Origin of the sequence: Microbacterium sp. JC 701 (assembly GCF_021026215.1) — a bacterium.
Classification (GTDB): domain Bacteria; phylum Actinomycetota; class Actinomycetes; order Actinomycetales; family Microbacteriaceae; genus Microbacterium; species Microbacterium algihabitans.
The window spans coordinates 704,223-727,820 of record NZ_JAJNCV010000001.1 but is presented as its reverse complement, the minus strand read 5'-3'; the positions used below and the strand labels follow the sequence as shown (position 1 = coordinate 727,820).

Genomic DNA, 23,598 nt, shown 5'->3' with positions numbered 1-23,598 from the left:
TTGTGACCACCGCGGCCCGCCCGGGCCACTCGATGCCCTCAGAGGGAGACGACTCCCGGCCGCGGCCCCCGGATCTCGCGGTGCAGGCGCTCCATGCGGTGATCGAGTTCTGCCGCGATGTCGGCGGCGTCCTTCAGCTCGTCGAGGAGGTCGGAGGGGACGAGCCGGTCGTACTTGTAGTAGATCTTGTGCTCGAGGCTCGCCCAGAAGTCCATCGCGATCGTGCGGAACTGCACCTCGACGGGCACGTCCACCCTGCCGGTCGACAGGAACACGGGCACCTCGACGATCACGTGCAGACTCTTGTAGCCGTTCGCCTTCGGCTGGGCGATGTAGTCCTTCACGTCGCGGACGGTGATGTCGTCCTGCTGGGTGAGCAGGTCGGAGAGCCGGTAGGCGTCGTCGATGAAGCTGCACGTGACCCGGATGCCGGCGATGTCGGTGATCGTCGACCTGATCGACGCGAAGTCGGTGTCGATGCCCTTGCGGCGCACCTTGTCGACGAGACTGTCGGGCGACTTCACCCGGCTCGAGACGTGCTCGATCGGGTTGTACGCGTGCATCTCCTGGAACTCTTCGCGCAGGATCGAGATCTTCGTCTCGACCTCGGCGAGCCCGAAGCGGTACTCCATGAGGAACCGCTGGAACTCGTCGCGCATCGCGCGCAGCGCGGCCCCCGAAACGGTGATCTGCTGATCGTCCAGCGGGTCAGACATGATCCGACCGTAACCAGCAGCGCTACGAGGTCGCTGGGAGCCTCACGCTCGCGGCGGCGCGGGAGCACGCGGAACGAGCTCGCCGTCGACGACGTCGATCGCGGTCAGACCGTCGAAGACGTCGGGAAGATCGTCGTCGTGGCCATCCGCAGGTTCAGGGTGCCAGGGATTCGGGGGAGATGTCACGGCGCCCTCCTTCCGTGCATTCCCCTCACGATGACACGCCCGGGGTGCGCGACCCCCGCCCTTGACACTCGCCGACGCCCCGCGTACCCCCCGGGTGTCCTGGCGTATCGTGGGCCGCATGGGGACCATTCACTACGGCGGCAGCGGCACGATCGTGCACATCGAAGACCGCGCCCTCGCGCACCTCAAGGTCGTGATCTCCACCAAGCTGCGTCGCGGTGAGAGCTTCACGCTCTCGTGGCGTCACCGCGACGACGAGGAACGCGGCCGCAGCACGCTGTGGCTGCACCCGGCGATCCCGCTGCGCTTCGTCTTCGACGACGCCGAGCCGACGATGCTCAGCCGCGAGTGGATCGAGCGCCTGGCCGATTCGGCCAACTCCTCGGGCGGCATCATGCTCGTGCCCGAAGACATCACCCCGGCCGAAGAAGCCGAGAAGCACTGAGGCGGGTCAGCCCTCTTCGACGAGGGCGTCTTCGCTCGGTTCGGGAGTGATCGCCAGCCCATTGGGGCCGGATGCCGCGAGCATGAGGTCTTCGACCCACACGCGGTTGATGCGCGGCTGACGGCTGCCGTAGAAGTGGAACTGGATGGGCACCGAGGGGTGCATCCAGAAGCTGCGACGCCCGCTGCCGTCTCCGACCTCGACGTCGAACATGAACGACTCCGACCGGCGCAGCTTGTTCATCACGACGATGCGCAGGTGCGCGAGCGTGCGGTCATCGATGTCGACCGCATTGGCGACGGTGTCGTAGATGAATCTGCCCATGCGCACGAGCCTATCCGAGGAACGCAGATGGGACCGCTTCCGCGGAACGACCCGTCATTGCCACGTCACCGGACGCGAATCAACCCCCGCGATCGGCCCTCGAGGTCGCGACTACCGTTGCGGGTGTGGGAACGCTCTACTACGGCGACGTCGCGACGCCGATCGAGATCGAAGACCGCGCCCTCGCGCACGTCAAGGTCGTCATCGCCACCAAGCTCCGCCGCGGCGAGAGCTTCACCCTGTCGTGGACGCACGGGCCCGACCAGGAGGTCGGCCGCAGCACCGTGTGGCTGCATCCGTCGATCCCGCTGCGGTTCGTGTTCGACGAGCCCGAGCCTGCTCTCCTGAGCCGTTCGTGGATCGAAGCCCTCGCCACCTCGGCCAACTCCTCGGGCGGTCTTCTGATCGTGCCCGAGCCCGAGCACCCCGGGTCGTGACTCAGACGAGCGGCGGACCGAGGATCTCGCGGGCCCCGTCTTCGACGGCGGTCGGCACCACGAGCGGACGCCCGGCCGAGAAGGCCTCCCACTCGCGCAGCACGATCGCCTCGATACGGCCGGGATCTTCGTCGGGGTAGTCCGCGCGCAGGCGACCGAGGACCTCGCGGAACGGAGCGACCAGCACGCCGTCGACCTCGCGGACGACGTCGCTCGAGCGCGCAGAGATCACCGCATCGCGTGCATCGTCGTCCATGTCCCCCATGGTTTCACGCGCTGTCACGCCCGCCTAATGCTGCGGGGGAAAGAAGGCCGCCTAGCTACTCGCCTCGTTCGCGATCGGGGTTCAGGGGGCGACGTCGACCTCGACCGGGTGCGGGTCGACCTGGTCCACGGCATCCTGCAGGCGCCCGAGGCACGCGATGACCGCGGCACTGTCTTCGGGCGACATGTCGACGACGGCCGACATCATGCGGGCGTGCATGTCGCCCAGCGTGGCCCGCACCTCGTCGTCGCTCTCGGTCGTGGCCACGATGAAGATGCTGCGGCGGTCGGTGGGATGCGGCACGCGCGTGACGTGTCCGGTCTTCTCGAGTCGGTCGACGATCGCGGTGGTGGACGCCGTGGAGACGCCCAGGTAACGGGTGAGCTCGCTCGGCGAGACCTGTCGGTTCTGGCCGGCGGCCCTCAGCAGGTAGCGCAGCACGAGCAGCTCGTTCTCGCCCATCGACATCGATTCGCGCGTGCGACGACGCATCGCCACCTCGGCGGCGCGGTACACGCGGAAGGCCTGGAGCACGTCGACCGCGCGACGGCGGCGATCCTCTTCACTCGCGCCGTACCAATAGCGCGACGCTTCCGACCCGTTTTCCACCTGGGCATCCTATGTCAGAGCCGCTCGTCCAGCCCCCTGCCCCTGCGGTTGATCGACAGGTAGCATGGCGGAATACAACAGTCGCCTACTTGATCGGGTTCGAAACCACTAGATCACCGAGACACCTGAGGAGGAGAGATGCGACACACGGCCTCCGCCGACGACGTGGTCAGAGCGCTCAACGACCTCACCGACTCGGGCATCGCTTCGGAGCGAGCGGCGCTGAACTCCCTGGGCATCGGCCCCAACGACGCGAAGGTGCTGCGCTTCCTGCTGCAGCGCTCCCCCGACGACGAACCCGTCACCCCTCGTCTGCTCGCCTCGATGCTCGGCATCTCGTCGGCGGCGACCACGGCGCTCATCGACCGCCTCGCCGACGCCGGCTGGGTCGCGCGCGAGCCGTACCCCGGCGACCGCCGGTCGATCGTCGTCCGCGAGACCATCGACCCCTCATCCCCCGCCCGCCGTGTGCTGTCGGTGCGTCGTTCCTCCGCCGTGGCCGCGGCGGCGCGCCTCGGCCCCGCCGAACGCCGCGTGGTCGCCGACTTCCTCGACGACATCGCGCGCGGAGAGCAGCAGGACATCGACGACATCTCCGCAGACGAAGAAGCGTCCCGCACGACCTGATCCGGTCGCGGGGACGCCTCGTCGTTCAGGGGGTGAGGGTCACTCGGTGGAGCGGCCGGTTTCGCCCTGCAGACGCTCGATCTGCTCGGATGCCTCGGCCTTGGTGAGGTCGGCGGAGATCTCCTCTCCGGCCTGACGGGCGAGGGTGTCGAGGTAGCTGGCCTGCGGCGCGGTCATCGGCTCGTCACCGGTGACCCAGTCCGACGGGTCCTTCTCTGCGGGGTTGTCGCCCTCTCGCTGTGCGCCGAGGGTCTCGTGTTCACGGGAAGTATCGCTCATGCAGGAAGGCTAGGCCGCACCTGCGACGTCGGGTCCGGGATTGACAGCGGATGCCGTGGCGTACGGCATCCTGGATCGATGGCCGACTCCTCCTCCATCGACGTGCAGGTCGAGACGCACCGGCGGGGCGCGGTCCGCACGCGCGTCACGCGCATGTCGACCGGAGCGCGGGCGGACCGCGCCTTCGTCCTCATCGCCGGCATCGGCGTCGCCGCGACCTATTTCGAGTTCCTCGCTCCGCTGCTCGCCGAACGCGGAGAGGTGTTCGCGCTCGATCTGCCCGGTTTCGGTGGGGTCCCGGCATCCGGAGAACAGCCCACCGCCGCGTTCTTCGCCGACCAGGTCGAGAGCGTGCTCGACCACTACGACCTCGTCGACCCCGTTCTGCTCGGCCATTCGATGGGGACGCAGGTGGTCACCGAGGTGCTCGCCCGGCGCCCCGACCTCTCGCACGCCGTCCTCGTGAGTCCGGTCGTCGACGAGGCGGAGGCCAACGCCCTCGTCCAGGCCGTGCGCTTCGTGCAGTCGACCGTGCGAGAGTCGCTGCACATCGCCCTCCTGGCCGTCTCGGCCTACCTGCTGTGCGGAGTGCTGTACTTCTTCGAGGCGCTCCCCCACATGCTCCGCTACCGCATCTCGGACCGCGTCGGCGCGGGGCACGCGCGCCTGCTCCTGCTGCGCGGCGAGTTCGATCGCCCGTCGCCGCGGCGGTTGCACTCCCGTCTCGTCGCGCGCGCCCGCAGCGCCCGCCGATGGGAGATCGAGGGCGCCGCGCACTGCGTCGTCAACAGCCACGCGGTCGGCGTCGCGCGGCTGGTCTTCCGGCACATCGACGACGATCTGGGACCAAAGGGGCGGATGCCGGCGGCCGAAGCCGCAGTGCCGCCCGCGACGCACGCCGACATCAGCATGGTGCTCGGAGCGGTGGCCAGTCGCCTCGCCGAATGGATCAGCGCCGCCCGCAAGGACGAGAACGGCGTGGAGCGCGCCAAGGCCCGTCACGCCCGGGTGCTCTGGAGGGCCTACCGCCCGAAGGGGTGAGGGCTACCCGCCCCGTCGCGCGGCGGCAACCCCCGCGACGAGATCGGCGCGAGCACGCAGCATGGGGTGGTGTCGCCTCGCCCCCGCACGCTGTGCCTGTGAACGTTCCCCCCGCCCTCGACCCCCGACGGTGGTGGGCCGACGCGGTGACCGCCGACCGCCTGCTGCTCGCCGCCAAGACGGCCGTCGCCGCCGCTCTCGCCTGGTATCTCGCGCCGTACGTGCCGTGGGCGCAGAGCGAGTACTCGTACTACGCGCCGCTCGGGGTGCTCGTCAGCATGTATCCGACGGTCGCGCGATCGGCCTCCAGTGGCGTGCAGGCCGTGGTCGGGCTGGGGATCGGCATCGGCCTGGGGCTCGCCAGCCTCGCCGTCGTGGGCCTCGGCGTGCCGCGCATCGCCGCCGTGGCCGCCGTCATCCTGATCGGCGTGCTCCTCGCGGGGGTCCGCGCCCTCGGCGTGGGCCGCGACTGGGTGGCCATCGCCGGGCTCTTCGTGCTGCTGCTGGGCGGCGCCGACCCCGACGGCTACTCCGTGTCGTACCTCGTCACCATGGCGTTCGGCGTCGTGGTCGGCGTGATCGTGAACCTCGTCGTCGTCCCGCCCCTGCGCGTGAAGCGCGCCGACGACCGCCTCGCCGAACTGCGCGACGCGCTCGCCGCGTCGCTGCGGAGCATCGCCGATTCGCTCGCCGGCCACTCGTTCGACCCCGACGCCGCGGACGAGGCCGAAGCTCGCCTGCGCGGCACCCTCGCCGATGTGCGCGAAGAGGTCGAACTGGCCGACGAGAGCCGCCGCTACAACCCGCGCGGTCGCCGGCTGCAGGCGCCGCGGGACCTCGGCCGGCGGCGCCTCGACGCCCTGACGGGCACGGCCGACGCCACGCGGGAACTCTCCGCCGCCCTCGCCGGCCTCACCAGCGGTCCCTCCGTCGACGCCAAGCTCCCCGCCGACGCGCGCCGGGTCCTCTCCGAAGCGATCACGACGGTGGCGCACCTGGTCGAGACACCGCCCGATCCGGTCGGTACGGCCGACCAGCTGCACGCTGCCGAAGAGGCGTTGACGACCTTCACCGACCGTCTTCGCGCACTCGAGGCGCACGACGAACCCCTCGACGCCTGGGCCGCGGCCGTGAGCCTTCGCCGCGTGATCGCGGCGTGCGGGCCGTTCTCCGATCCGGATGCCGACACCGGGGCGCACTGACCCCGCCCGCCGCCGTGGGTCAGAGCCGGCCGCACGCCGCGTCGAGGGCCCGATCGAGGGCGACGGCGGTGGCGCGTCGGGCCGCAGCGGGCACCGCGGCGAGGAAGCCCCCGACGAAGGTGTCGCCCAGGCCGATCGTGGTGGGTTGGGCTGTGTCGACGACGAAGGCCGCCACTCCCGTCGCGCCGAGCTCGCGCTCCGTGGCGGCGACGACCGTCTCGCCGCCGGGGTGTCGGCCCAGGCGCGCGGTGTCGTCGAGGTCGGCCGCCGTGCAGGCGTCACCGAGCCGGAAGCGCGTGGCCGCCGTGCGCACCGCGCTCTCGAGGCCCGCACGGTGCGCGGCCGCTGCGGGGCCGACCGCGATCGCCCAGTACCGGGTGTGCACGACCAGGGCCCGTGCGGGGATCAGCGCGTGCGCGTCGGCGAGGGCGGCGCAGACATCGGCCGGCGAGAGCAGGTCGACCGGGCGGGCGAGGTACTCCTGCAGCTCGTCCTCGTTCATCCCGTAGACGTCGATGCGCTCCAGGAGGCGCTCGCGCACGAGGGCCGACAGCTCGCGGCGGTAGAACCCCGCGTCCTCGTAGTAGACGAGGGCCTCGGGCGGGAGGCGCCGCATCGCCGCGACGAGATCGTCGAGCCGCGACGCGAGCAGAGCGGCATCCTGCATCGTGTTGAAGCCCGACACCAGGAATGCCGCCGCGTCGGCGAGGGCGTCACCGAGGCCGGCCGCGATCGCCATCTCGCGGTTCGGGGCGTCGTTCGCGAAGATGATGCGGTTCGACGTCCGCGCCGTCACCGCCCCGTCGACCAGACGCACCGTCGTCGCTTCGGGGTACTGCACGATGAGGTGCGGGTCGAGGGTGTCGTGCGTGGCCGACGAGACGATGCTCATCGACGCGGGCAGCAGACGCCGCACGTTGTCGTCGATGCTCACGAGATGCTGCACCGTGGGCACGCCGATGCGGTCGAGGGCGATCCCCGCGCGCACCCCCGTCCCGCCGAGGGTGATGGTCTTGTCGAAGTGCGCGGCGAAGGTCTCCACGATCTCCGACGACAGCACGAAGCGCTCGCCTCCCCCGCCGGTGGCGAGGAAGGCGAGCACGGTGACGACGAGCGCCCGCTCGTCGATGATCGGCGTCGTGGTGGTCAACTCGTCGACACGGATGCCGTAGCTCTCGGCGAGGGCTGAGAGCACATCGGCATCCCACCGGATCTCGTAGTCGACGGTGCCGCCGAGTCCGAGCACGAGGTCTTCCGCCATGACGTCGATCACCGTCCGATCAGTAGAGGTCGGCCTTGCCGGCGGCGCCGAACAGGTCGATCTTCTCAGCGGCGGTCACCTTCATGGCGGCGATGCACTCGGGCTGGATGGCGTTCGGCTCGCGCAAACGGCGGTCGGTGCCGAGCACCTCGCGCATGCGGTCGTGGTACGCCACCTTGATGTCGCTGGAGATGTTGATCTTGTTGATGCCGAGCGACACCGCGCGGGTGAGCTCCGCGTCGGGGTTGCTCGATCCGCCGTGCAGCACGAGCGGGATGCCGACGGCGGCCTTGATCTGCTCGAGCAGGTCGTGGCGCAGCTCGGGGTTCTTCTCGGCCGGGTAAAGCCCGTGCGAGGTGCCGATGGCGATCGCGAGGCTGTCGACGCCGGTCTGCTCGACGAAGCGCACCGCGTCGTCCACGTTGGTGTAGATGATCTCGGCCGCTCCCGACTCGCCGTAGCTGTCGTTCGCGCCGATGGTGCCGAGCTCTCCCTCGACCTGCACGCCGACGGCGTGGGCGGCCTCGACGACCTTGCGGGTGAGCGCCACGTTCTGCTCGAACGGCTCGAGCGAGGCGTCGATCATGACCGAGGTGAAGCCGGCCTTGATCGCGGTGATGATCTGGTCGTACGTTCCGCCGTGGTCCCAGTGGATGGCCACCGGCACGCTCGAGCGGTGCGCGCGGGCGTGCATCGCCGGGATCAGGTCGGTGGTGATGTGCGACACCTCGTCGGGGTGGATCGCGATGATGACCGGAGCGTTCTTCTCCTCGCTGATGTCCATGATCCCGGTGAACATCGCCCAGTCGCTGATGTTGAAGGCCGGGATGGCGAAGCTGTGGGCATTGGCGACGTCGAGGATGGACTTGCCGGTGTAAAGCACGGATGACTCCTTGTTCGGGGTTGGTTGGGCGGCGGTCAGCTCTTCACCGAGCCGGCCGTCAGGCCGCTGATGAAGAAGCGTTGGAAGAAGAGGAAGAGCAGCAGCACCGGGATCGAGCCGAGGATGCTCATCGCCATGATCTGGTTCCACTCGTACGAGTGCTGGCCCATGAGCAACTGGATGCCGATGGGCACGGTGCGCATGTCGATGGTGCGCGTGAGGGTCAGGGCGAACAGGAACTCGTTCCACGCGATCATGAACGTGTAGATGCCCACCGAGACGATGCCCGGGATCGAGATCGGCACGAGCACGCGCCACAGCGCGGTGAAGGAGCCGGCGCCGTCGACGCGGACCGCCTCGTCGAGCTCCTTGGGGAGGGTGTTGAAGTACCCGGTCATCATGATGATCGCGTAGGGCAACGTGAAGACCATGTAGGTGAAGATCAGGCCCGGATAGGTGTTGTAGAGCCCGAGCCCGACCATCAGCCCGAAGTACGGGATGAGCAGCGTGATCGGCGGCACGGCCTGGACGCTGACGATGATGACGTTGACGATGCGCTTGCCGCGGAACTCGAAGCGGCTGAACGCGTACGCCGCCTGGATCGCGACGAGGAGCGTCAGGATCGTCACCGCTCCCGCCACGACGTAGCTGTTGATGAAGAAGCGCACCGTCTCGGGGTTGGTGAAGATCGACACGTACGCGTCGAACGAGAAGGTGTCGGTGATCAGGCGCGGCGGGAGCTCGAAGATCTGCGTGTTCGACTTGAACGAGCTCGACAGCATCCACAGCACCGGACCCGCGGCGAACACCGCTCCGATGACGAGGCCGATGAGCACGCCGGTCTGGGCGAGCCGGCGACGCGTCTTCGTGGTACCGACGCGCTGACGCGGGGCGGTGGTGCCGACGCGCTGACGCGGCGTGGTGGTCGTCGAGGCCATGTCAGTCCCTCGCCTTCTGCTGGCGGACGTAGAGCACCGCGATGATCATCGACATCGCCAGGACCAGCACCGCCGAGGTGGAGGCCATCGAGAAGTCGTATTTCGCGAATGCGAGCTTGTAGGTGAAGGTGCTGAGCATCTCGGTGACGTCGATCGGACCGCCGCCCGTGGTCAGCCAGATGAGGGCGAACTGCTGCGAGGTCCAGATCAGGTCGAGCAGCACGAGGCTGACGATGATGGGTCGCAGCTGCGGGATCGTGACGTTCCAGAACCGCTGGGCGGGGCTCGCCCCGTCGACGGTCGCCGCCTCGTACAGGTCGCTCGGAATGCCCTGGAGGCCGGCGAGCAGGCTGACCATGAAGAACGGGTAGCCGGCCCAGATGTTGATGAACGTGACGGTGCCCAGGGCGAGCTGCGGCGACGAGAGCCACTCGATGTTCGTGTTCAGGAGGAAGTTGACGATGCCGTTGGGGGCGAGCAGCATGCGCCACAGCACCGCGATCACCGCGACGGTGAACAGCCAGGGCAGCACGTACAGCCCGCGGAAGATCGCGCGAGGCACCGCTCCGATCAGGCGACTGTTGAGCAGCATCGCGAACGACAGACCGAGCACGAGGTGCGCGGCGACGCTGGTGAGGGTGAAGAAAAGGGTGTTGCCGGTGGCCTTCCAGAAGCCCGGGTCCGTCAGGATCGCGACGTAGTTGTCGACGCCGACGAGGTCGGGGCTCTTGTTCAGGATGACGTTGTCCTGGAAGGAGTACCCCACGACCATCACGATCGGAACGATCATCAGGACGAAGAGCAGGATCAGGGTCGGCGACAGGAAGACGTACGCCTCGCCGGCCTTGCGGAGCTGGCGGGTGCGGCGCGAGGTGGGCCGTCCGGTGACGATCACCTCGGTGTCGGGGGGAGTGAGGGTGCGCATTGACATGGTGTGCGGCTTTCGATGAGCGGGATGCCACACCGCCAGGCGGTACGGTGCGGCATCCCGGATCAGGATCGGATCAGAACTCCGACGTCCATTCGTCCTGCGACTTCTTCAGCGCGTCGCTCATGGACTGCTGACCGTCGAGGGCTGCCTGGAACTGCTCGCCGAACTGGCGCATCAGGTCCTCGGCGACGGGCAGACCGGTGAACTCGTTCGCCGGGTAGCCCTTCTTGTAGATGTCGAAGGCGGTCTTGAACAGCTCGTCGTCTTCGACGAAGGTGGGCACGCTCTCGGTGTTGCCCGGGAACGCCTTGGCCATCGTCGACAGCTCGCTGTTGACGTCCTTGCCCATCAGGAACTGCACGAGCTTGAAGGCGGCGTCCTTGTGCTCGGAGTTTTCGGCGACGCCGATGCCCCACGAGGCGTAGGGGATGCCGCGCTCGCCGGAGAAGCCGTCTTCGGCGGGGATCGCCGAGATCGAGAACTTCAGGTCGGGGTTGGACTCGCGGATGAGGTTGATGTGCGCGAGCGAGTCGATCATCATGCCCACGCGGCCGTTCGTGAACTCCTCGACCTTGTCCTGCTCCTTCATGGTGAACGAGCCCGGCGCGATGACGCCGTCCTTCCACAGCTGCTGGATGTAGTCGGTCGCCGACGAGACGTCGGAGTTCGTCAGGTCGGGCTTGCCGTCCTTGAGCATCGATCCGCCCGAGGCCCACACCCACGACATGACGTCGTTCTGCACGCCGTTGGGGGCTTCGAGCGAGAGCGGAAGCACCCACCCGGAGACGTCGCCGCCGAGGGCGGTGATCTTCTTCGCGGCGTCGGCGAACTCGGTGCGCGTGGACGGCGGAGCCGAGACGCCCGCCTGCGAGAGCAGACCGTCGTTCGTGAACATCGGGTAGACGAAGTTGACGACCGGGATCATGTACGTGCTGCCGTCGACCTTGATCTGGCTGGCGAGCTGGCTCTCGTCGTAGCCGGAGTCGCTCATGAGCTTCGACAGGTCGGCGATCACGCCCTGCTTGGCGAAGTCGCTGACCCACGCGCCGTCGAGACCGACGACGTCGGGCATGGTGCCGGATGCCGCTCCGGCGAAGAGCTGCTCCTTGGTGGAGGCGTACGGGCCGCTGACCAGGTCGACCTTGATGCCCGGGTTCTCCTTCTCGAACTGGTCCATGAGACCGCGGAATTGCCCGTCGCCCAGTTCGGGCTCCCACCACTGGGCGAATTCGATCGTGACGTCCCCGCCATCCGCGGGTGCGGCGTTGTTCGACGAGCACCCCGCCATCGCCAGGAGGGTCGTGGCCGCTGCTGCGACACCGACGAGCTTGAAGGCGTTCCGACGCCGGCGCCCGCTGTTGTCCATCGTTTCTCCTCGTTGAGATCTGCTGCATTTCGCGCTGTTCTGCGCGTTCTTGCATCTTTGAGCATGAGTATGCGCGTCCTTGCGGGAGAAGGTCAAGCGTTCGATGCAGATTCGTGACAATTCACGCACGAAAGCGCGCCAGAGAACCCAGATCACCGGCCAAAGCTGCTGTTCTTTGCCGTTTTCTCACAAATCCTGCGGATGCCGCAGCAGAACCGTGCTAAAGATGACGCCATGGACGGAAGCACAGCCACGACGAAGCGGCGGTTGCCGGCGGGCCGCAAGGCGGAACTCGCCGCCTACGTCGCCGACACCGGACAGGTCACGGTGGTCGACCTCGCCTCGCACTTCGGCGTCTCGATCGACACCGTCCGCCGCGATCTCGATCAGCTCGATCGCGAGGGCATCGTCGTGCGCACGCACGGCGGGGCCGTCAGCGCGATGTCGGTCCCCGGCCGTGATCGCGGGCTGGACGTGCGCCTGCAGATGCAGATCTCCGAGAAGGAGCGCATCGCCGCCCTCGCCGTCGAGCTCATCGAAGACGGCTCCACGCTCATGCTGAACGCCGGCACGACGACGCTCGCCGTCGCGCGCGCCCTGCGCAACCACCGCGACCTCACCATCGCGACGAACAACCTGCGCATCCCCGCCGAGATCTCGCCGTCGGTGTTCCGCGACCTCTTCATCTTCGGCGGAGCGGTCCGCACGATCACCCAGGCCACCACGGGCCCGGTGACCCTCGCGATGAACTCGCACTCCCCCGAGGTCGACATCCGCAGCGACTACGCCCTCATCGCGGTGGGGGCGGTCGACGGGTCGGGCTTCTCCACGAGCAACCTCGGCGACGCCACGATGATGACCGAGATGATCCAGAAGGCCGACCGCACGGCGATCCTCGCCGACTCCTCCAAGCTCGACCGGCGCCTGTTCGCGCAGATCGCCCCTCTCGAGAAGGCGGACTACCTCATCACCGACGCACCGCCGTCCGCGGAGCTCGCTGCAGCCCTCGCGGAGGCGGGCGTCACGGTCCTGACCCCCTGACGCTCAGTCGGCGACGAGGGGCACGCGCAGGATCGCGTCGGAATCGCCGCCTCCACGGTCGGTGTTGCTCGTCACGACCCACAGTGCACCGTCGGGGGCGACGACGACGTCGCGCAGCCGCCCGTACGTGCCGACGAAGTACTCCGACGCCGCGCCCAGGTCGGCGGTCGGGACGACGCGCACGCGCTGGCCGCGCAGGTTGGCGATCACCACCGCCCCGTCGATCACCGCGAGACCACTCGGACTGGCATCCGTCGGCGCCCACTGCTGCACGGGGTCCACGAAGCCCGCCTGCCCTCCCGTGCCCTCGACCTCGGGCCAGCCGTAGTTCGCACCCGGCTCGATGACGTTCAACTCGTCCCAGGTGTTCTGGCCGAACTCCGACGCGTACATGACGCCCGCGGCATCCCACCCGATGCCCTGCGGGTTGCGGTGACCGAGACTCCACACCGGCGAACCCGGGAACGGGTTGTCGGCAGGTATGGCCCCGTCGGGCTCGACGCGCAGGATCTTGCCGCCGAGCGAACCGGAATCCTGGGCGGCACCGGGCTCGGAGGCATCTCCGGCCGTGACGTACAGCAGACCGTCGGGGCCGAAGGCGATGCGCCCGCCGTTGTGGATGTTCGCCGAGGGGATGCCGTCGACCACCGTCTCGGCGGCGCCCAGGCGCAGCGAGCCGGGCTCGCCCTCGAGGGGGAGACGCATCACGCGGTTGTCGTCGGCCGTCGTCGCGTAGGCGTACAGGAACCCGTCGGAGACGGCGATGCCGAGCAGGCCTCCTTCGCCGCCGGGCGCGACCCCGGGTACCTCGCCGACCACTCGCGTGGATCCGTCGACGATCTCGAGCACCTCGCCGGTGTCGCGTTGGCTCACCAGCGCGGTGTCCGCGTCGAAGGCGACAGACCACGGGGTCGTGAGCCCCTCGACCACCGTGGTCGGCTCCGGAGAGAGGGCGAGCGGTGCATCGGAAAACGACGACGGCGACGGCGACGGCGACGGGGCAATGGACGAGGGCGGCGCGGGGCTCGGGGTGCCGGCATCCGTCTGCCGTTCGGCAGCGCATCCGGCGAGGGCGGCGAGCGCGAGCGCCCCGACGGCGGCCGCGGTCGCGCGCAGCGGAACAGTGGCGGTGGTCATGGCTCTCCTCGTCGGGGTCCGTGGATCTCCGGGATACCCGCCCGACCTGAGTTCTCGGTGAGGGTTGCGCCGCCTCGCGTCGCGCGGGGGCGAGCGTCGTTCGCGGGTGACCTCCATCTGGCGGGCGGGTGAGAGGTCGGAGGACCCTGCCGTGGGGGTGACGCCGCCGCGCTCCGCCGCGCGGCCCTCGTGATGGGGCCGGACGACACTCCACCCGCCCGGGTCGACGTCGGCACGCCCCTCAGCCGGGATAACGGGGGTCCTTGTATGAGGATGCCCAACCCCGTCCTCGCCCACCAAGGAGCACCCGTGTCCTCATCGTCCTCACCCACGCCCGCGCGCCGGCGCCGCCGCCTCGCGCTGCCCGTCGTCCTCGCCGGCAGCATCGCCTCGCTGATCCTCGCCCTCGGGCTCTCACCCACCGTCGCCGCTTTCACTGCGTCGATCCAGAACACGATCAACACCGCCGGCGCGGGCTCGCTGATCATGCAGGAGAACGACTCCACCGGGCAGATCGTCTGCAAGAGCACCGACGGTGCGAGCGGGGTGTCCACGAACAGCGCCACGTGTTCGACCATCAACAAGTACGGCGGCGACTTGGCGATGGCACCGGGCCAGACGGTCACGACGAACATCCCGATCCTGAACGCCGGAACGCTCGACGCGAAGGGCTTCACGCTGACCCCCGGCGCGTGCACCCAGTCGGCCTCGAGCACGGTCTACGGCTCCGCCACCGACCTGTGCTCGCAGATGAAGATCAAGATCACCTCCGGCGCCTTCGTCCTCTACGACGGCACCGTCGCCGGCCTGTCGTCGACGATCGACATCCTCGACAAGGTGGGGGCCTCTTCGCTCCCGGCCGGTTCATCGGCGACCTTCACGTTCGCGGTGACCCTGCCGAGCACCCTCGACGCCAGCTACTCGAACCTGAAGGTGTCGCAGCCGCTCACCTGGACGTTCTCGTCCTGAGCCCCGCCCCGTGACCGACACCCTCGAAGCTCCGCCCGCCCGGGGTCGTCGCGGATCCGCTTTACCGGTGGCGGTCGTGATCGCGTTGCTCGCGGTCGCGATCGCCACCGTTCTCGGGGCCACGGGCACCCGTCTGTTCGTCGTCGAGACCCCGAGCATGGCCGAGGCGGCGCCCGTCGGCACGCTCGTCGTGACGGAGCCCCGCAGCCACTACGACGTGGGCGATGTCCTGACGTACACGCACGACGACCGCACGATCACGCACCGCATCGTCGAGACCGACGGCGACGTCTTCCGCACGCGTGGCGATCTCAACGGCTCCGCCGACCCGTGGGACGTGCGTCCCGATCAGATCATCGGCGCGGCCACGCTCATCGCACCCGGACTCGGGTTCGTGCTGAAGGCCGCCCCCTGGCTCCTGCTCGGCGCGATTCTCGTCGAGGCGCTCGCGCGGGCGCGCTCCGGCCGTCGCGCGTGGGCGTGGAGCGTCCGGTTGACCGGATGGGCGGTCGTGATCACGGCGCTGACCTTCTGGCTCCGACCGTGGTTCAACATGGTGCTGCTCGATTTCCGCGCCGCCGACAGCGGCGACGGAGCCCTCATGCACGTCGTGAACACCGGCATCCTGCCCCTGCTCGTCGACACGACCCGTCTGATCAGTGGCGAGCAGGCGACGGTGCTGTCCACTCATCGCATCGCTTCGGGTGCGTACTCGCTCACTCCCGTGCCCGACCCCGACCTGCCGGCGCGCATCCTGCTCGTGCTCCTGTGCCTTCTGCCCTTCTTCGCGTCCCTCCTGATCTGCGAGAGCGACGTCGTGCCGGCCGGGGGCGTGCGCGTCCGCGCCGATCGTCGCGCGCGCACGGTGCTCGTCCCCGTGGCCATCGCGACCCTCGTCGCTGTGATCGCGCTCACCTGCGTCGGCGGAAGCCAGGCCGCCCTCTCCGCATCGATCCGCAACACCTCCGACACGGCGGGGGCGATCAATCAGGACTGCCGCTTCGCCGTGACCCGCCTCGCCGCCGAGAACCCCTCCGACCTCTACGCCGCGTACGCGATGTCGGCGACCTCGACGGCATCCGAGACCGACATCTCGGGCCACGGTCGCACCGGCACCTGGCGCAAGCCCCCCACCACCTCGGGCTCGGTAGGATGCCGACGCGACAGCCCCGCCAGATCCGTGACCTTCGACGGCTCGCAGTGCCTGTACGTGCCCGGCCAGCTCGACCCGCAGACCTACAGCCTCGAGGCGTGGTTCTCGACCACCTCGGCCCCGAGCGGCAAGATCGTGGGGTTCGGCACCGACCCGGCACCCGAGAACGAGAACCACTGGGACCGCCACATCTACCTCGACGCGACCGGGCGCATCGTCTACGGCAACTTTCCCGACGCCTTCGCCCTGATCGCCACGCCCGCGGGCAGAAGCTACGCCGACGGAGCGTGGCACGCGGTGGTCGCGACGCTCTCGAGCTCCGGTATGCAGCTGTACGTCGACGGTGCACTCGTCGGTAGCGACGGCGCCACCCGAGGCCAGTGGTACGACGGCTACTGGAAGTTCGGATGCGGCAAGACCGATTTCTGGACGTCGCAGACCGGTCCCGCCGCGAGCGACCCCGCCTTCTTCACGGGCTCGATCCAGTACGGCGCGATCTACGACCGGGTCCTGACGGCCGCGGAGGTCGAGGACCACTGGCTCGCCGGCACCGGGTGACGTGGATGCCGACCGGAGACGACCGGCCGGGGTGTCGCCCGGACGGACCCGCGGGGCGAGATGGTCGCCGCGACGCCCGGAGCGCCGCGGCGACGCGCGTCAGGCGACGACCCGCTCGGGGGCCGGGGCCTCGTCGTCGAACTCCACCTCGGGCCTGCGACGGCGGAAGCCGCGGGTGAGCACCGCCAGCCAGATCACACCCACACCGATCCACACGAGCCCCACGGTCAGGGCGAGGGGCGACAGGCTGAACCACAGCCAAGCGGTCAGCGCGAAGCCCAGGCCCGGCAGCACCCCGTACCGGAAGATCGCCGCGCCCCCGCGCCGACGCTCGTCGATGAGGAAGTGCTTCACGACCGAGAGGTTGACCAGCGAGAACGCGGCGAGCGCGCCGAAGCTGATGAGGGATGCCACGGTGTTCAGGTCGGCGAAGAGCGCGGCGAGAGAGACGACACCGACGAAGAGGGCCGCACCGATCGGCGTGCGGTACCTCGTGCTGAGCCGGGCGAAGAAGCGCGGGAGCACACCGTCGCGGCCCATCGCGAAGAGGATGCGCGAGACGCTCGCCTGGGAGGCGAGGGCCGCCGCGATGCAGCCGGCGATGTAGGCGACGAGGAAGAACACCTCGAGCCAACGGCCCGCCGACATCTCCATGATCTGGTTGGCCGCGGCATCCGGATTCTCGATGTCGGCCACGTTCGGGATCACCAGCGTCGACACGTAGGCGATGACGGTGAAGATGAGTCCGCCGATGACCGTCGTGAGGACGATCGCCCGGGGAACCGTGCGCTCGGGGTCGCGCGCCTCTTCGGACATCGTCGAGATCGCATCGAATCCGAGGAACGACAGCGCCAGCATCGCCGCGCCGGCCAGGAGCCCCGGGAAGGTGAGGCCCGCGTCGTACAGCGGCTGCAGCAGCGAGACGCCCGGGTTCTGCAGCACGTGCAGCACCGCGCACACCACGAACACCGCGGCGAAGACGAGCTGCAGGCCCACGAGCACGAGGTTCGCGTTGCGCACGACCGTGACGCCGACGATGTTCAGGCCCGTGATCAGCAGGACCCCGGCCAGGGCGAACACCCACGGGGGGATCCCCGGCAGCTGCGCGTTGAGGTAGATGCCGATCAGCACGTAGTTGATCAGCGGCAGCAGCAGGTAGTCGATCATGAGCGACCAGCCGGTGAGGAAGCCGACCGTGCCGCCGAAGGCGCGGCGGGCGTAGGTGTAGGCGCTTCCGGCGCGCGGGAACGCCTTCACGAGAGCGGCATAGCTGAACGCCGTGAAGAGCATCGCCACGAGGGTGACGAGGTAGGCGGTCGGCACGTGGCCGCCCGTGGTGACGGCGACGAGGCCGTAGGTCGTGAACACGGTGAGGGGCACCATGTACGCCAAGCCGAAGATGACCAGGGAGGGAACTCCCATGACTCGCCGCAGCGAGGTGTCGGTGGAGGTCACGCGCTTTCCTGTTCGGGTCAGACGGCGGCGGGTTCGGGGACCGGCGCCGTATAGGTGCGGATACCGCGTCGCCAGGTGCCCCGGATTCGGGCATCGGCGATGCGGTCGGCGGGGCCGCGGCGCACGTCGCGGTCGAGCCAGACGAGGTCGGCGCGCATGCCGGGACGCAGGGTCCCGCGGGTGGCATGGTCGCCGGCCTGGTGGGCCACGCCGCTCGTGGCGGCGTCGATGGCTTCGGAGAGGGTGAGTCGTTCGTCGGGCTGCCAGCCTCCGGCCGGTCGGCCGGCGGCGTCCTGCCGCGTGACGGCGGTGCGGAGCCCCACCAGGACGTCGGGCGAGGTGACGGGCCAGTCGCTGCCGAAGCTGAGGCGTGCTCCGGCATCGCGGGCCGCACGCATGCGGTACTGCCGCTCGCGGTGGGGGCCGAGGCGCGGGAGGGTGAGCTCGGTCATGACGTCGTCGGCCATCGCCCACTGCGGCTGGAAGCAGAACGTCACGTCGAGGTCGGCGAGACGGGGCAGGTCGGCGGGGTCGACCACCTGCGCGTGCGCGATGGTCAGCCGTCGGCCGCGCCGCAGGCTCTCGCGGATGCCCTCCGCCGCATCGAGGGCGGCGCGCACCGCGGCGTCGCCGATGGCGTGGAGATGCACGTCGAAACCCGCGGCGTCGCACGCGGCGACGGCATCGACGAGCTGATCGGGCCGCCAGTTGGGCAGGCCGCGCGTGCGGGCGTCGTGGTAGCACTCGAGCAGGTGGGCCGTGTGGTTCTCGAGGATGCCGTCGACGAAGAACTTCACGGTGCGGCAGGTCAGCCCGGGCGCGGCCGACACCTGCGCGGCCGTCTTTCGCAGCTCGTCGAGCTGAGCGGGCCAGCGGGTGGGGTCGGCGCGCAGCGCGAGGTCGACGTCGACCGCCAGGCGTCCGGCGCGCGCGGCGGCGATCCACGTCGGCACGTCGGGCGTCTCGGTCCACGCCTCCTGCACCCACGCGATGCCATGTGCGGCGAGGGCGGCGGTGGCGGCGGCGAGCGCCTCTACGTCGGCGGCGAGAGAGGGGCGCGGAGCGTGGTCGAGCACGAGGTCGATCGCCGGACGCTCGATGAGGGTCCCCGAGGGCGAGCCGTCGGCTCGACGCACGATGCGGCCGAGCGCGGGGTCGGGGGTGTCGGCGTCGACCCCGGCGGCACGCAGCGCCGCGGAGTTGACCCACACGGTGTGGTAATCCCAGGCGTGCAGCACGACGGGGCGGTCGGGCACGGCGTCGTCGAGCCAGCGCGCGTCGAACAGGCCGCCCTCGACGATCGTCGCGTCGTAGCTGCCGCCGACGAGCCATGCGGCATCGGATGCCGCGGCCCACTCCCGCACGCGCTCGACGATCTCGGCCACACGGGCGGCGTCGCGCAGGGCGGGTCCAGTGCGCTCGCGACCGGCCAGCAGCGGGTGCGCATGGCCGTCGCCGAAGGCGGGCAGCAGCAGCCCCCCGTCGAGGTCGACGTGCTCGGCGTCGGACGACACGGGATGCGCGTCGTCGACCACGACACCGTCGACGACGACGAGACGGTCGATGTCGGGCTGCTGCCCGTCGACCCGAATCGTCCCGCCGGTGAAGACGACGATCGCCATGGAAAACCTCCTCGTGACCCACGCTGTGAGAAACATACAGCGTAGGTTTCTTGAACGCTACGACGAGTTCTCCCCCGCTCCCGGCCGTTTCGCCGACTCGTCACGAACGCCTTACACGTTCGAAACACATCGCATCGCGTAGCGTGGTCGAACCCCACCGAAAGGCCCCGCCGTGCCCCGGCCGACCCAGCCCAAGCTCTCGCGCGACGCGATCGCCCGTGCCGCGCTCGCCCTCATCGACCGCGACGGCAGCCAGGGGGCGAGCATCCGCCGGGTCGCCGACCGCCTCAAGGTGCACCCGACCTCGCTCTACAACCACGTGCCGAATCTCGCCGCGTTGGTCGAAGACGTCCGCGCCCTCGTGTCGGCGCGCATCGATTCGTCATACCTCCGCGAACGCGAATGGGAGGAGGGCCTACTGCTGTGGGCGCGCTCCTACCGCGACGCCTTCCGCCGGCATCCGAAGACCATCCCCCTGCTGATGTCGCAGAGCTCGTCGGCTCCCCTGCTGATGTCGCAGTACGAGGACTTCGCGATCGCCGCGGAACGCGTCGGCTGGTCGAGCGACGACATCCTCCCGCTGCTGACTGCTTTCGAGTCGTTCATCATCGGCAGCGTGCTCGACATGACCGGCCCCTCGGTCATGTTCGACCCGTCGGGGCAGGAGCAGGACGTCCCCCGCTTCGCGGCTGCCTACGACACGCTCTCGAGCCACGACCCGGCCGACCCGGTGGCCACGCGCGCGTTCGAGCTCGGCCTGTCGCTGCTCATCGCGGGAGCGCGTCCCCGCCCTCCCGCGTGAGCCCGGCTCACATGCGCGCGTAACGCGCGCGGGCGAAGCAGAACAGCCCGTACACGACGAGTCCGGCGCCCACGAGCCAGAGCACGATCTGACCGAACGGCAGCCCGGCCAGCGAGCGCAACGCCGCGTCGAGACCGCCGGCGGCGTTCGGGTCGTGCGCGAAGGCCGCGACAAGGAACAGGATTCCGGCGACACCGATCGCAATGCCCTTGGCGATGTAGCCCACCATGCCGAACGTCCGGATGCCGCGACCCGCGGTTCCGCCGGGGCTCGAGATGTTCTTCATGAAGGCCTTGGTGATTCCGCGGATGATGAAGGCGACGCCGATGGCGGCCACGGCGAGGCCGATGACCACCAGGACCACGACGCCGGCGGGTGTCGCCATCAGCTGCGCGCTCATCGTGCGCGACTGCTCCCCCGAGTCGGAGCTGCCTCCCGAGACCACCGTGAAGGCGGTGAGGGCGATCGCCGCATAGGCGACGGCGGTGCCGACGTCCTTCGCGCGATGGGCCCATCGCTTCTTGGTGTCGGGGTCGCGCTCGGCGACGGCTTCGGCGATCTGCCAGACCGCGAGGGCGGCGAGACCGATCACGATGACCCACAGCAGCAGCATTCCGGCCGGTGCCTTCGCGACCTGGCCCAGCGCCCCGCTCTGGTCGGCGGTGTCGCCGCCGCTGCCGGTGGCGATCGAGATCGCGATGACCCCGATCAACAGGTGCAGCAGCCCCAGCACCACGTAGCCGATGCGCGCCGCCACTCGGAAGGCGGTGGAGTCCTGCGCTTTGTCGGCGGCGGCGGAAGCGGAGGCGGAGGCGGAAGTCATCCGGGCACGATAGCGCTCAGGAAGCCGCGGCGACCACCCGTTGCGCGCGACGCACTCTCCATACTTCGACGAGCGCCCACACCAACGTCGACACGGCGACGCCCTCGAGTAGGCCCGCCGTCACGTCGGAGAGCCAGTGCGCGTGCAGGTAGGTGCGACTCCACATCATCAGCAGGACCCACACCGCCCCGGCGACCCAGATCCACCCGCGGCGCAGGATGAGCGCGAGGGTGATCGCGATGGTCGTCGCCACGGCGGTGTGCCCCGAGGGGAACGAGGTCGCCTGGGTCTCGGCGAGGGAGTCGGCCGGTCGGGCGCGGGCGATCACGGACGCGAGCGGCGCACCGATCAGCACGACGAGGGCGATCGCCCCCGCGACGTTGAGGGCGTCCCAGGGGCGCTTGATCAACAGGAAGACGATGGTGGTCGAGACGCCGATGACGATCATGCCGATCGTGCCGCCGACGGTGGCCGGGATCCACGCGACGATCACCAGGACGGGGTTGGCCAGGGCGGCCATCGCGTCGTCCCACCACTGATCGAACGCCAGCGGGGCCCCGCCGTCGAGGTCGACGGCCAGGCGCAGGGCCACGAACAGCACCGTCGCGATCACTCCCACGATCAGGGCGATGGGGCGACGCGCGTCGGACGTCGGTCGATCTGGCAGGATCGCGGGCTCGTCGGTGGTGGCATCCATCCGCGCATCGTCTCAGGAAGGGGGTGATTCGGGCTAGCCGTTGCCGAGAGCAGGCGAAACACTTCTCGTGCAGATTTTTCTCGAAACCGCAAAACAAACAGTGTAGGTTTTGGCCATGACCTCCGAGGCCCTCACCGTCGTCGACGCCGACATCGACAGCCTGCGCCACGCCCTCGACGCCGGTCGCATCACGAGCGTCGAGCTCGTCGCGCGCTACCTCAACCGCATCGCGGCGTACGACCGCTCCGGCATCCGCCTCAACAGCGTGCCGGTGCTCGACCCCCGCGCGTTCGCCGCGGCACGCGCGTCCGACCTGCGCCGCGCACAGGGGCAGACGCTCGGCCCCCTCGACGGCATTCCCTTCACGGCGAAGGACAGCTACCGCGTCGAAGGCCTGCCCGTGGCATCCGGATCCCCCGCCTTCCGCGACCTCGTCGCGGGCGACGACGCCTTCGCCGTCGAGCGGCTGCGCGAAGCCGGCGCCGTGTTCCTGGGGCTCACCAACATGCCTCCCATGGCCGCCGGCGGCATGCAGCGCGGGGTGTACGGCCGCGCCGAATCGCCCTACAACGGGGACTACTTGGCATCCGCCTTCGGCTCCGGCTCGTCCAACGGATCGGGCACCGCCACCGCGGCGAGCTTCTGCGCCTTCGGACTCGGCGAAGAGACCTGGTCGTCGGGTCGCGCGCCCGCCTCGCACAACGCCCTGGTGGCGTACACGCCCTCGCGCGGGATGATCTCGGTACGCGGCAACTGGCCCCTCGTCCCGACGATGGACGTCGTCGTGCCGCACACGCGATCGGTCGCCGACCTGCAGCTCGTGCTCGACGCGGTCGTCGTCGACGACGCCGAGACCGAGGGCGACCTCTGGCGCACGCAGCCGTTCATCGACCTCCCGCGCCCGTCGGAGGTGCGCCCCGAGTCGTTCGCGGCGCTCGAGCCGTTGCCGCTCGCGGGCCTGCGCCTCGCCGTGCCGCGCATCTACGTCAACGGCGATCCCGACAACGCCTCGCCCATCGTCACGCGCGACAGCGTGATGGCCCTCTGGAACGACCTGCGTGCCGACCTCGAAGCCGCGGGTGCCGAGGTCGTCGAGACCGCCTTCCCCGTCGTCGAGCGCTACGAGAAGCTGCACGCGGGCGACGAGGACTTCCTCGACCGCGGATTCGTCACGCGCACCTTCCTCGATGACGAGGTGGGCGATCTCGCGGTGTGGGCGATGGACACGTTCCTGCGCACGAACGCCGACCCGCGGCTCCCCCGCCTGGCCGATGCCGAGGCGGCCCTGATCTTCCCCCACCCACCGGGAGCGCTTCCCGACCGCTACGGCATCTGGCACTACGACATCTCGTACGACATCGGCGAGTACGTCGACCGTGCGCAGCAGTGGAACCCCGACTGGCGCGACGTGCCGAGCCTCGAAGAAGGGCTACGCGGCCTCGAGCACACCCGCCGCGTCGACTTCGAGGAGTGGATGCAGGCCGAGGGCATCGACGCGGTCGTCTTCCCCACGCAGTCCGACGTGGGCCCCGCCGACGCCGACGTGAACCCCGCCTCGGCCGACATCGCGTGGCGCAACGGCGTGTGGGTCTCGAACGGCAACCTCGTCCCCCGCCACCTCGGCATCCCCACCGTCACCGTGCCGATGGGGACGATGGCCGACACCCGGATGCCGGTGGGCCTGACCCTCGCCGGTCCCGCCTACAGCGACACCCGCCTCGTGCAGCTGGCCCAGGCGATCGCGGCCCTCGGCGAGCGCCGCACGACGCCGCCGCGCACCCCCGCCCTGCCCGACGAGGCGCTGTTCGCCGACCCGCGCCCGGCGGCGGAG

The 23,598-nt window shown here is 69.7% G+C and carries 25 protein-coding genes and 1 pseudogene; 10 read left to right on the top strand and 16 right to left on the bottom strand.

Annotated elements, in window-relative coordinates; genetic code table 11:
• Positions 1-38 precede the first annotated feature (38 nt).
• Positions 39-716: a GTP pyrophosphokinase family protein gene (locus LPW41_RS03510; RefSeq protein ID WP_144829916.1), complete on the bottom strand. Its 678-nt coding sequence runs from the start codon at positions 714-716 to the stop codon at positions 39-41.
• 42 nt (positions 717-758) lie between these two features.
• Positions 759-902 carry a hypothetical protein gene (locus LPW41_RS03505; protein WP_186325419.1) on the bottom strand — a complete coding sequence of 48 codons (144 nt, stop codon included), beginning with the start codon at positions 900-902 and terminating at the stop codon, positions 759-761.
• 118 nt (positions 903-1,020) lie between these two features.
• Here LPW41_RS03505 and LPW41_RS03500 point away from each other — a divergent pair, with 118 nt between their 5' ends.
• Positions 1,021-1,347 (top strand): hypothetical protein, encoded by a 327-nt coding sequence (locus LPW41_RS03500; protein WP_144829919.1) that lies wholly within the window; start codon positions 1,021-1,023, stop codon positions 1,345-1,347.
• A gap of 6 nt (positions 1,348-1,353) precedes the next feature.
• Here the strand turns inward: LPW41_RS03500 and LPW41_RS03495 are convergent, their stop codons facing one another.
• The gene (locus LPW41_RS03495) at positions 1,354-1,671 is read right to left on the bottom strand and encodes a hypothetical protein (RefSeq protein ID WP_056226105.1); all 318 of its coding nucleotides are present in this window, start codon (positions 1,669-1,671) and stop codon (positions 1,354-1,356) included.
• Positions 1,672-1,796: 125 nt separating this feature from the next.
• On the opposite strand from LPW41_RS03495, the gene LPW41_RS03490 reads away from it, so the two are divergent.
• Positions 1,797-2,108: a hypothetical protein gene (locus tag LPW41_RS03490; RefSeq protein ID WP_144829922.1), complete on the top strand. Its 312-nt coding sequence runs from the start codon at positions 1,797-1,799 to the stop codon at positions 2,106-2,108.
• A gap of 1 nt (position 2,109) precedes the next feature.
• On the opposite strand, the gene LPW41_RS03485 is transcribed toward LPW41_RS03490, so the two are convergent.
• Positions 2,110-2,364 (bottom strand): hypothetical protein, encoded by a 255-nt coding sequence (locus LPW41_RS03485; protein WP_154096225.1) that lies wholly within the window; start codon positions 2,362-2,364, stop codon positions 2,110-2,112.
• A 90-nt stretch (positions 2,365-2,454) separates the two neighbouring features.
• Positions 2,455-2,982, bottom strand: a complete 528-nt coding sequence (locus LPW41_RS03480; RefSeq protein ID WP_154096226.1) for a MarR family winged helix-turn-helix transcriptional regulator — start codon at positions 2,980-2,982, stop codon at positions 2,455-2,457.
• A gap of 138 nt (positions 2,983-3,120) precedes the next feature.
• On the opposite strand from LPW41_RS03480, the gene LPW41_RS03475 reads away from it, so the two are divergent.
• Positions 3,121-3,609 carry a MarR family winged helix-turn-helix transcriptional regulator gene (locus tag LPW41_RS03475; protein WP_144829931.1) on the top strand — a complete coding sequence of 163 codons (489 nt, stop codon included), beginning with the start codon at positions 3,121-3,123 and terminating at the stop codon, positions 3,607-3,609.
• Between the two features lie 39 nt (positions 3,610-3,648).
• Here the strand turns inward: LPW41_RS03475 and LPW41_RS03470 are convergent, their stop codons facing one another.
• Positions 3,649-3,888: a DUF3072 domain-containing protein gene (locus LPW41_RS03470; protein WP_144829936.1), complete on the bottom strand. Its 240-nt coding sequence runs from the start codon at positions 3,886-3,888 to the stop codon at positions 3,649-3,651.
• A 78-nt stretch (positions 3,889-3,966) separates the two neighbouring features.
• Here LPW41_RS03470 and LPW41_RS03465 point away from each other — a divergent pair, with 78 nt between their 5' ends.
• Positions 3,967-4,929: an alpha/beta fold hydrolase gene (locus LPW41_RS03465; RefSeq protein ID WP_230704127.1), complete on the top strand. Its 963-nt coding sequence runs from the start codon at positions 3,967-3,969 to the stop codon at positions 4,927-4,929.
• Between the two features lie 98 nt (positions 4,930-5,027).
• The gene (locus LPW41_RS03460) at positions 5,028-6,131 is read left to right on the top strand and encodes an aromatic acid exporter family protein (protein ID WP_186325420.1); all 1,104 of its coding nucleotides are present in this window, start codon (positions 5,028-5,030) and stop codon (positions 6,129-6,131) included.
• Between the two features lie 19 nt (positions 6,132-6,150).
• Here LPW41_RS03460 and LPW41_RS03455 read toward each other — a convergent pair whose 3' ends face one another.
• From LPW41_RS03455 to LPW41_RS03435, 5 genes are all read right to left on the bottom strand, one after another.
• Positions 6,151-7,404 (bottom strand): ADP-dependent glucokinase/phosphofructokinase, encoded by a 1,254-nt coding sequence (locus tag LPW41_RS03455; protein WP_230704126.1) that lies wholly within the window; start codon positions 7,402-7,404, stop codon positions 6,151-6,153.
• 7 nt (positions 7,405-7,411) lie between these two features.
• The gene (locus tag LPW41_RS03450; protein WP_230704125.1) at positions 7,412-8,275 is read right to left on the bottom strand and encodes a ketose-bisphosphate aldolase; all 864 of its coding nucleotides are present in this window, start codon (positions 8,273-8,275) and stop codon (positions 7,412-7,414) included.
• Between the two features lie 35 nt (positions 8,276-8,310).
• Positions 8,311-9,213, bottom strand: a complete 903-nt coding sequence (locus LPW41_RS03445) for a carbohydrate ABC transporter permease (protein WP_230704124.1) — start codon at positions 9,211-9,213, stop codon at positions 8,311-8,313.
• 1 nt (position 9,214) lies between these two features.
• Complete coding sequence (locus LPW41_RS03440) at positions 9,215-10,144, bottom strand: carbohydrate ABC transporter permease (RefSeq protein WP_144829949.1); 930 nt, start codon at positions 10,142-10,144, stop codon at positions 9,215-9,217.
• A 73-nt stretch (positions 10,145-10,217) separates the two neighbouring features.
• Positions 10,218-11,510 carry a sugar ABC transporter substrate-binding protein gene (locus LPW41_RS03435; protein WP_144829952.1) on the bottom strand — a complete coding sequence of 431 codons (1,293 nt, stop codon included), beginning with the start codon at positions 11,508-11,510 and terminating at the stop codon, positions 10,218-10,220.
• Between the two features lie 234 nt (positions 11,511-11,744).
• Between LPW41_RS03435 and LPW41_RS03430 the strand changes: the two genes are divergently transcribed.
• Positions 11,745-12,551, top strand: a complete 807-nt coding sequence (locus tag LPW41_RS03430) for a DeoR/GlpR family DNA-binding transcription regulator (RefSeq protein WP_144829955.1) — start codon at positions 11,745-11,747, stop codon at positions 12,549-12,551.
• A gap of 3 nt (positions 12,552-12,554) precedes the next feature.
• Here LPW41_RS03430 and LPW41_RS03425 read toward each other — a convergent pair whose 3' ends face one another.
• The gene (locus LPW41_RS03425) at positions 12,555-13,688 is read right to left on the bottom strand and encodes a sorbosone dehydrogenase family protein (RefSeq protein WP_230704123.1); all 1,134 of its coding nucleotides are present in this window, start codon (positions 13,686-13,688) and stop codon (positions 12,555-12,557) included.
• A 309-nt stretch (positions 13,689-13,997) separates the two neighbouring features.
• On the opposite strand from LPW41_RS03425, the gene LPW41_RS03420 reads away from it, so the two are divergent.
• Together LPW41_RS03420 and LPW41_RS16995 are read left to right on the top strand one after the other, a co-directional pair.
• Entirely contained in the window at positions 13,998-14,657 is a 660-nt protein-coding gene (locus LPW41_RS03420; RefSeq protein WP_230704122.1) for a hypothetical protein, read from the top strand.
• A gap of 67 nt (positions 14,658-14,724) precedes the next feature.
• Entirely contained in the window at positions 14,725-16,368 is a 1,644-nt protein-coding gene (locus LPW41_RS16995) for a LamG domain-containing protein (RefSeq protein ID WP_230704121.1), read from the top strand.
• A 99-nt stretch (positions 16,369-16,467) separates the two neighbouring features.
• Here the strand turns inward: LPW41_RS16995 and LPW41_RS03410 are convergent, their stop codons facing one another.
• Both LPW41_RS03410 and LPW41_RS03405 read right to left on the bottom strand, forming a co-directional pair.
• On the bottom strand, positions 16,468-17,823 hold the full coding sequence (locus LPW41_RS03410; protein WP_230704120.1) for an APC family permease: 1,356 nt from the start codon (positions 17,821-17,823) through the stop codon (positions 16,468-16,470).
• 17 nt (positions 17,824-17,840) lie between these two features.
• Entirely contained in the window at positions 17,841-19,445 is a 1,605-nt protein-coding gene (locus tag LPW41_RS03405; RefSeq protein ID WP_230704119.1) for an amidohydrolase, read from the bottom strand.
• Between the two features lie 172 nt (positions 19,446-19,617).
• Between LPW41_RS03405 and LPW41_RS03400 the strand changes: the two genes are divergently transcribed.
• Positions 19,618-20,247: a TetR/AcrR family transcriptional regulator gene (locus tag LPW41_RS03400; RefSeq protein ID WP_144829972.1), complete on the top strand. Its 630-nt coding sequence runs from the start codon at positions 19,618-19,620 to the stop codon at positions 20,245-20,247.
• A gap of 7 nt (positions 20,248-20,254) precedes the next feature.
• Here LPW41_RS03400 and LPW41_RS03395 read toward each other — a convergent pair whose 3' ends face one another.
• Positions 20,255-21,070 carry a DUF1206 domain-containing protein gene (locus LPW41_RS03395; protein ID WP_144829975.1) on the bottom strand — a complete coding sequence of 272 codons (816 nt, stop codon included), beginning with the start codon at positions 21,068-21,070 and terminating at the stop codon, positions 20,255-20,257.
• 16 nt (positions 21,071-21,086) lie between these two features.
• A complete protein-coding gene (locus LPW41_RS03390; RefSeq protein ID WP_230704118.1) occupies positions 21,087-21,767 on the bottom strand; it encodes a phosphatase PAP2 family protein in 681 nt (226 codons plus the stop codon).
• A 115-nt stretch (positions 21,768-21,882) separates the two neighbouring features.
• Here LPW41_RS03390 and LPW41_RS03385 point away from each other — a divergent pair.
• Positions 21,883-23,556 (top strand): annotated as a pseudogene (locus LPW41_RS03385) (amidase); the annotation flags it as partial.
• Positions 23,557-23,598 lie beyond the last annotated feature (42 nt).

Bases quoted from the DNA above. Each gene is read 5' to 3' on its own strand.
- LPW41_RS03510 (WP_144829916.1), bottom strand. From the start codon at position 716: ATGTCTGACCCGCTGGACGATCAGCAGATCACCGTTTCGGGGGCCGCG.
- LPW41_RS03500 (WP_144829919.1), top strand. From the start codon at position 1,021: ATGGGGACCATTCACTACGGCGGCAGCGGCACGATCGTGCACATCGAA.
- LPW41_RS03495 (WP_056226105.1), bottom strand. From the start codon at position 1,671: ATGGGCAGATTCATCTACGACACCGTCGCCAATGCGGTCGACATCGAT.
- LPW41_RS03485 (WP_154096225.1), bottom strand. From the start codon at position 2,364: ATGGACGACGATGCACGCGATGCGGTGATCTCTGCGCGCTCGAGCGAC.
- LPW41_RS03475 (WP_144829931.1), top strand. From the start codon at position 3,121: ATGCGACACACGGCCTCCGCCGACGACGTGGTCAGAGCGCTCAACGAC.
- LPW41_RS03470 (WP_144829936.1), bottom strand. From the start codon at position 3,888: ATGAGCGATACTTCCCGTGAACACGAGACCCTCGGCGCACAGCGAGAG.
- LPW41_RS03465 (WP_230704127.1), top strand. From the start codon at position 3,967: ATGGCCGACTCCTCCTCCATCGACGTGCAGGTCGAGACGCACCGGCGG.
- LPW41_RS03445 (WP_230704124.1), bottom strand. From the start codon at position 9,213: ATGGCCTCGACGACCACCACGCCGCGTCAGCGCGTCGGCACCACCGCC.
- LPW41_RS03440 (WP_144829949.1), bottom strand. From the start codon at position 10,144: ATGTCAATGCGCACCCTCACTCCCCCCGACACCGAGGTGATCGTCACC.
- LPW41_RS03435 (WP_144829952.1), bottom strand. From the start codon at position 11,510: ATGGACAACAGCGGGCGCCGGCGTCGGAACGCCTTCAAGCTCGTCGGT.
- LPW41_RS03430 (WP_144829955.1), top strand. From the start codon at position 11,745: ATGGACGGAAGCACAGCCACGACGAAGCGGCGGTTGCCGGCGGGCCGC.
- LPW41_RS03425 (WP_230704123.1), bottom strand. From the start codon at position 13,688: ATGACCACCGCCACTGTTCCGCTGCGCGCGACCGCGGCCGCCGTCGGG.
- LPW41_RS03405 (WP_230704119.1), bottom strand. From the start codon at position 19,445: ATGGCGATCGTCGTCTTCACCGGCGGGACGATTCGGGTCGACGGGCAG.
- LPW41_RS03395 (WP_144829975.1), bottom strand. From the start codon at position 21,070: ATGACTTCCGCCTCCGCCTCCGCTTCCGCCGCCGCCGACAAAGCGCAG.
- LPW41_RS03390 (WP_230704118.1), bottom strand. From the start codon at position 21,767: ATGGATGCCACCACCGACGAGCCCGCGATCCTGCCAGATCGACCGACG.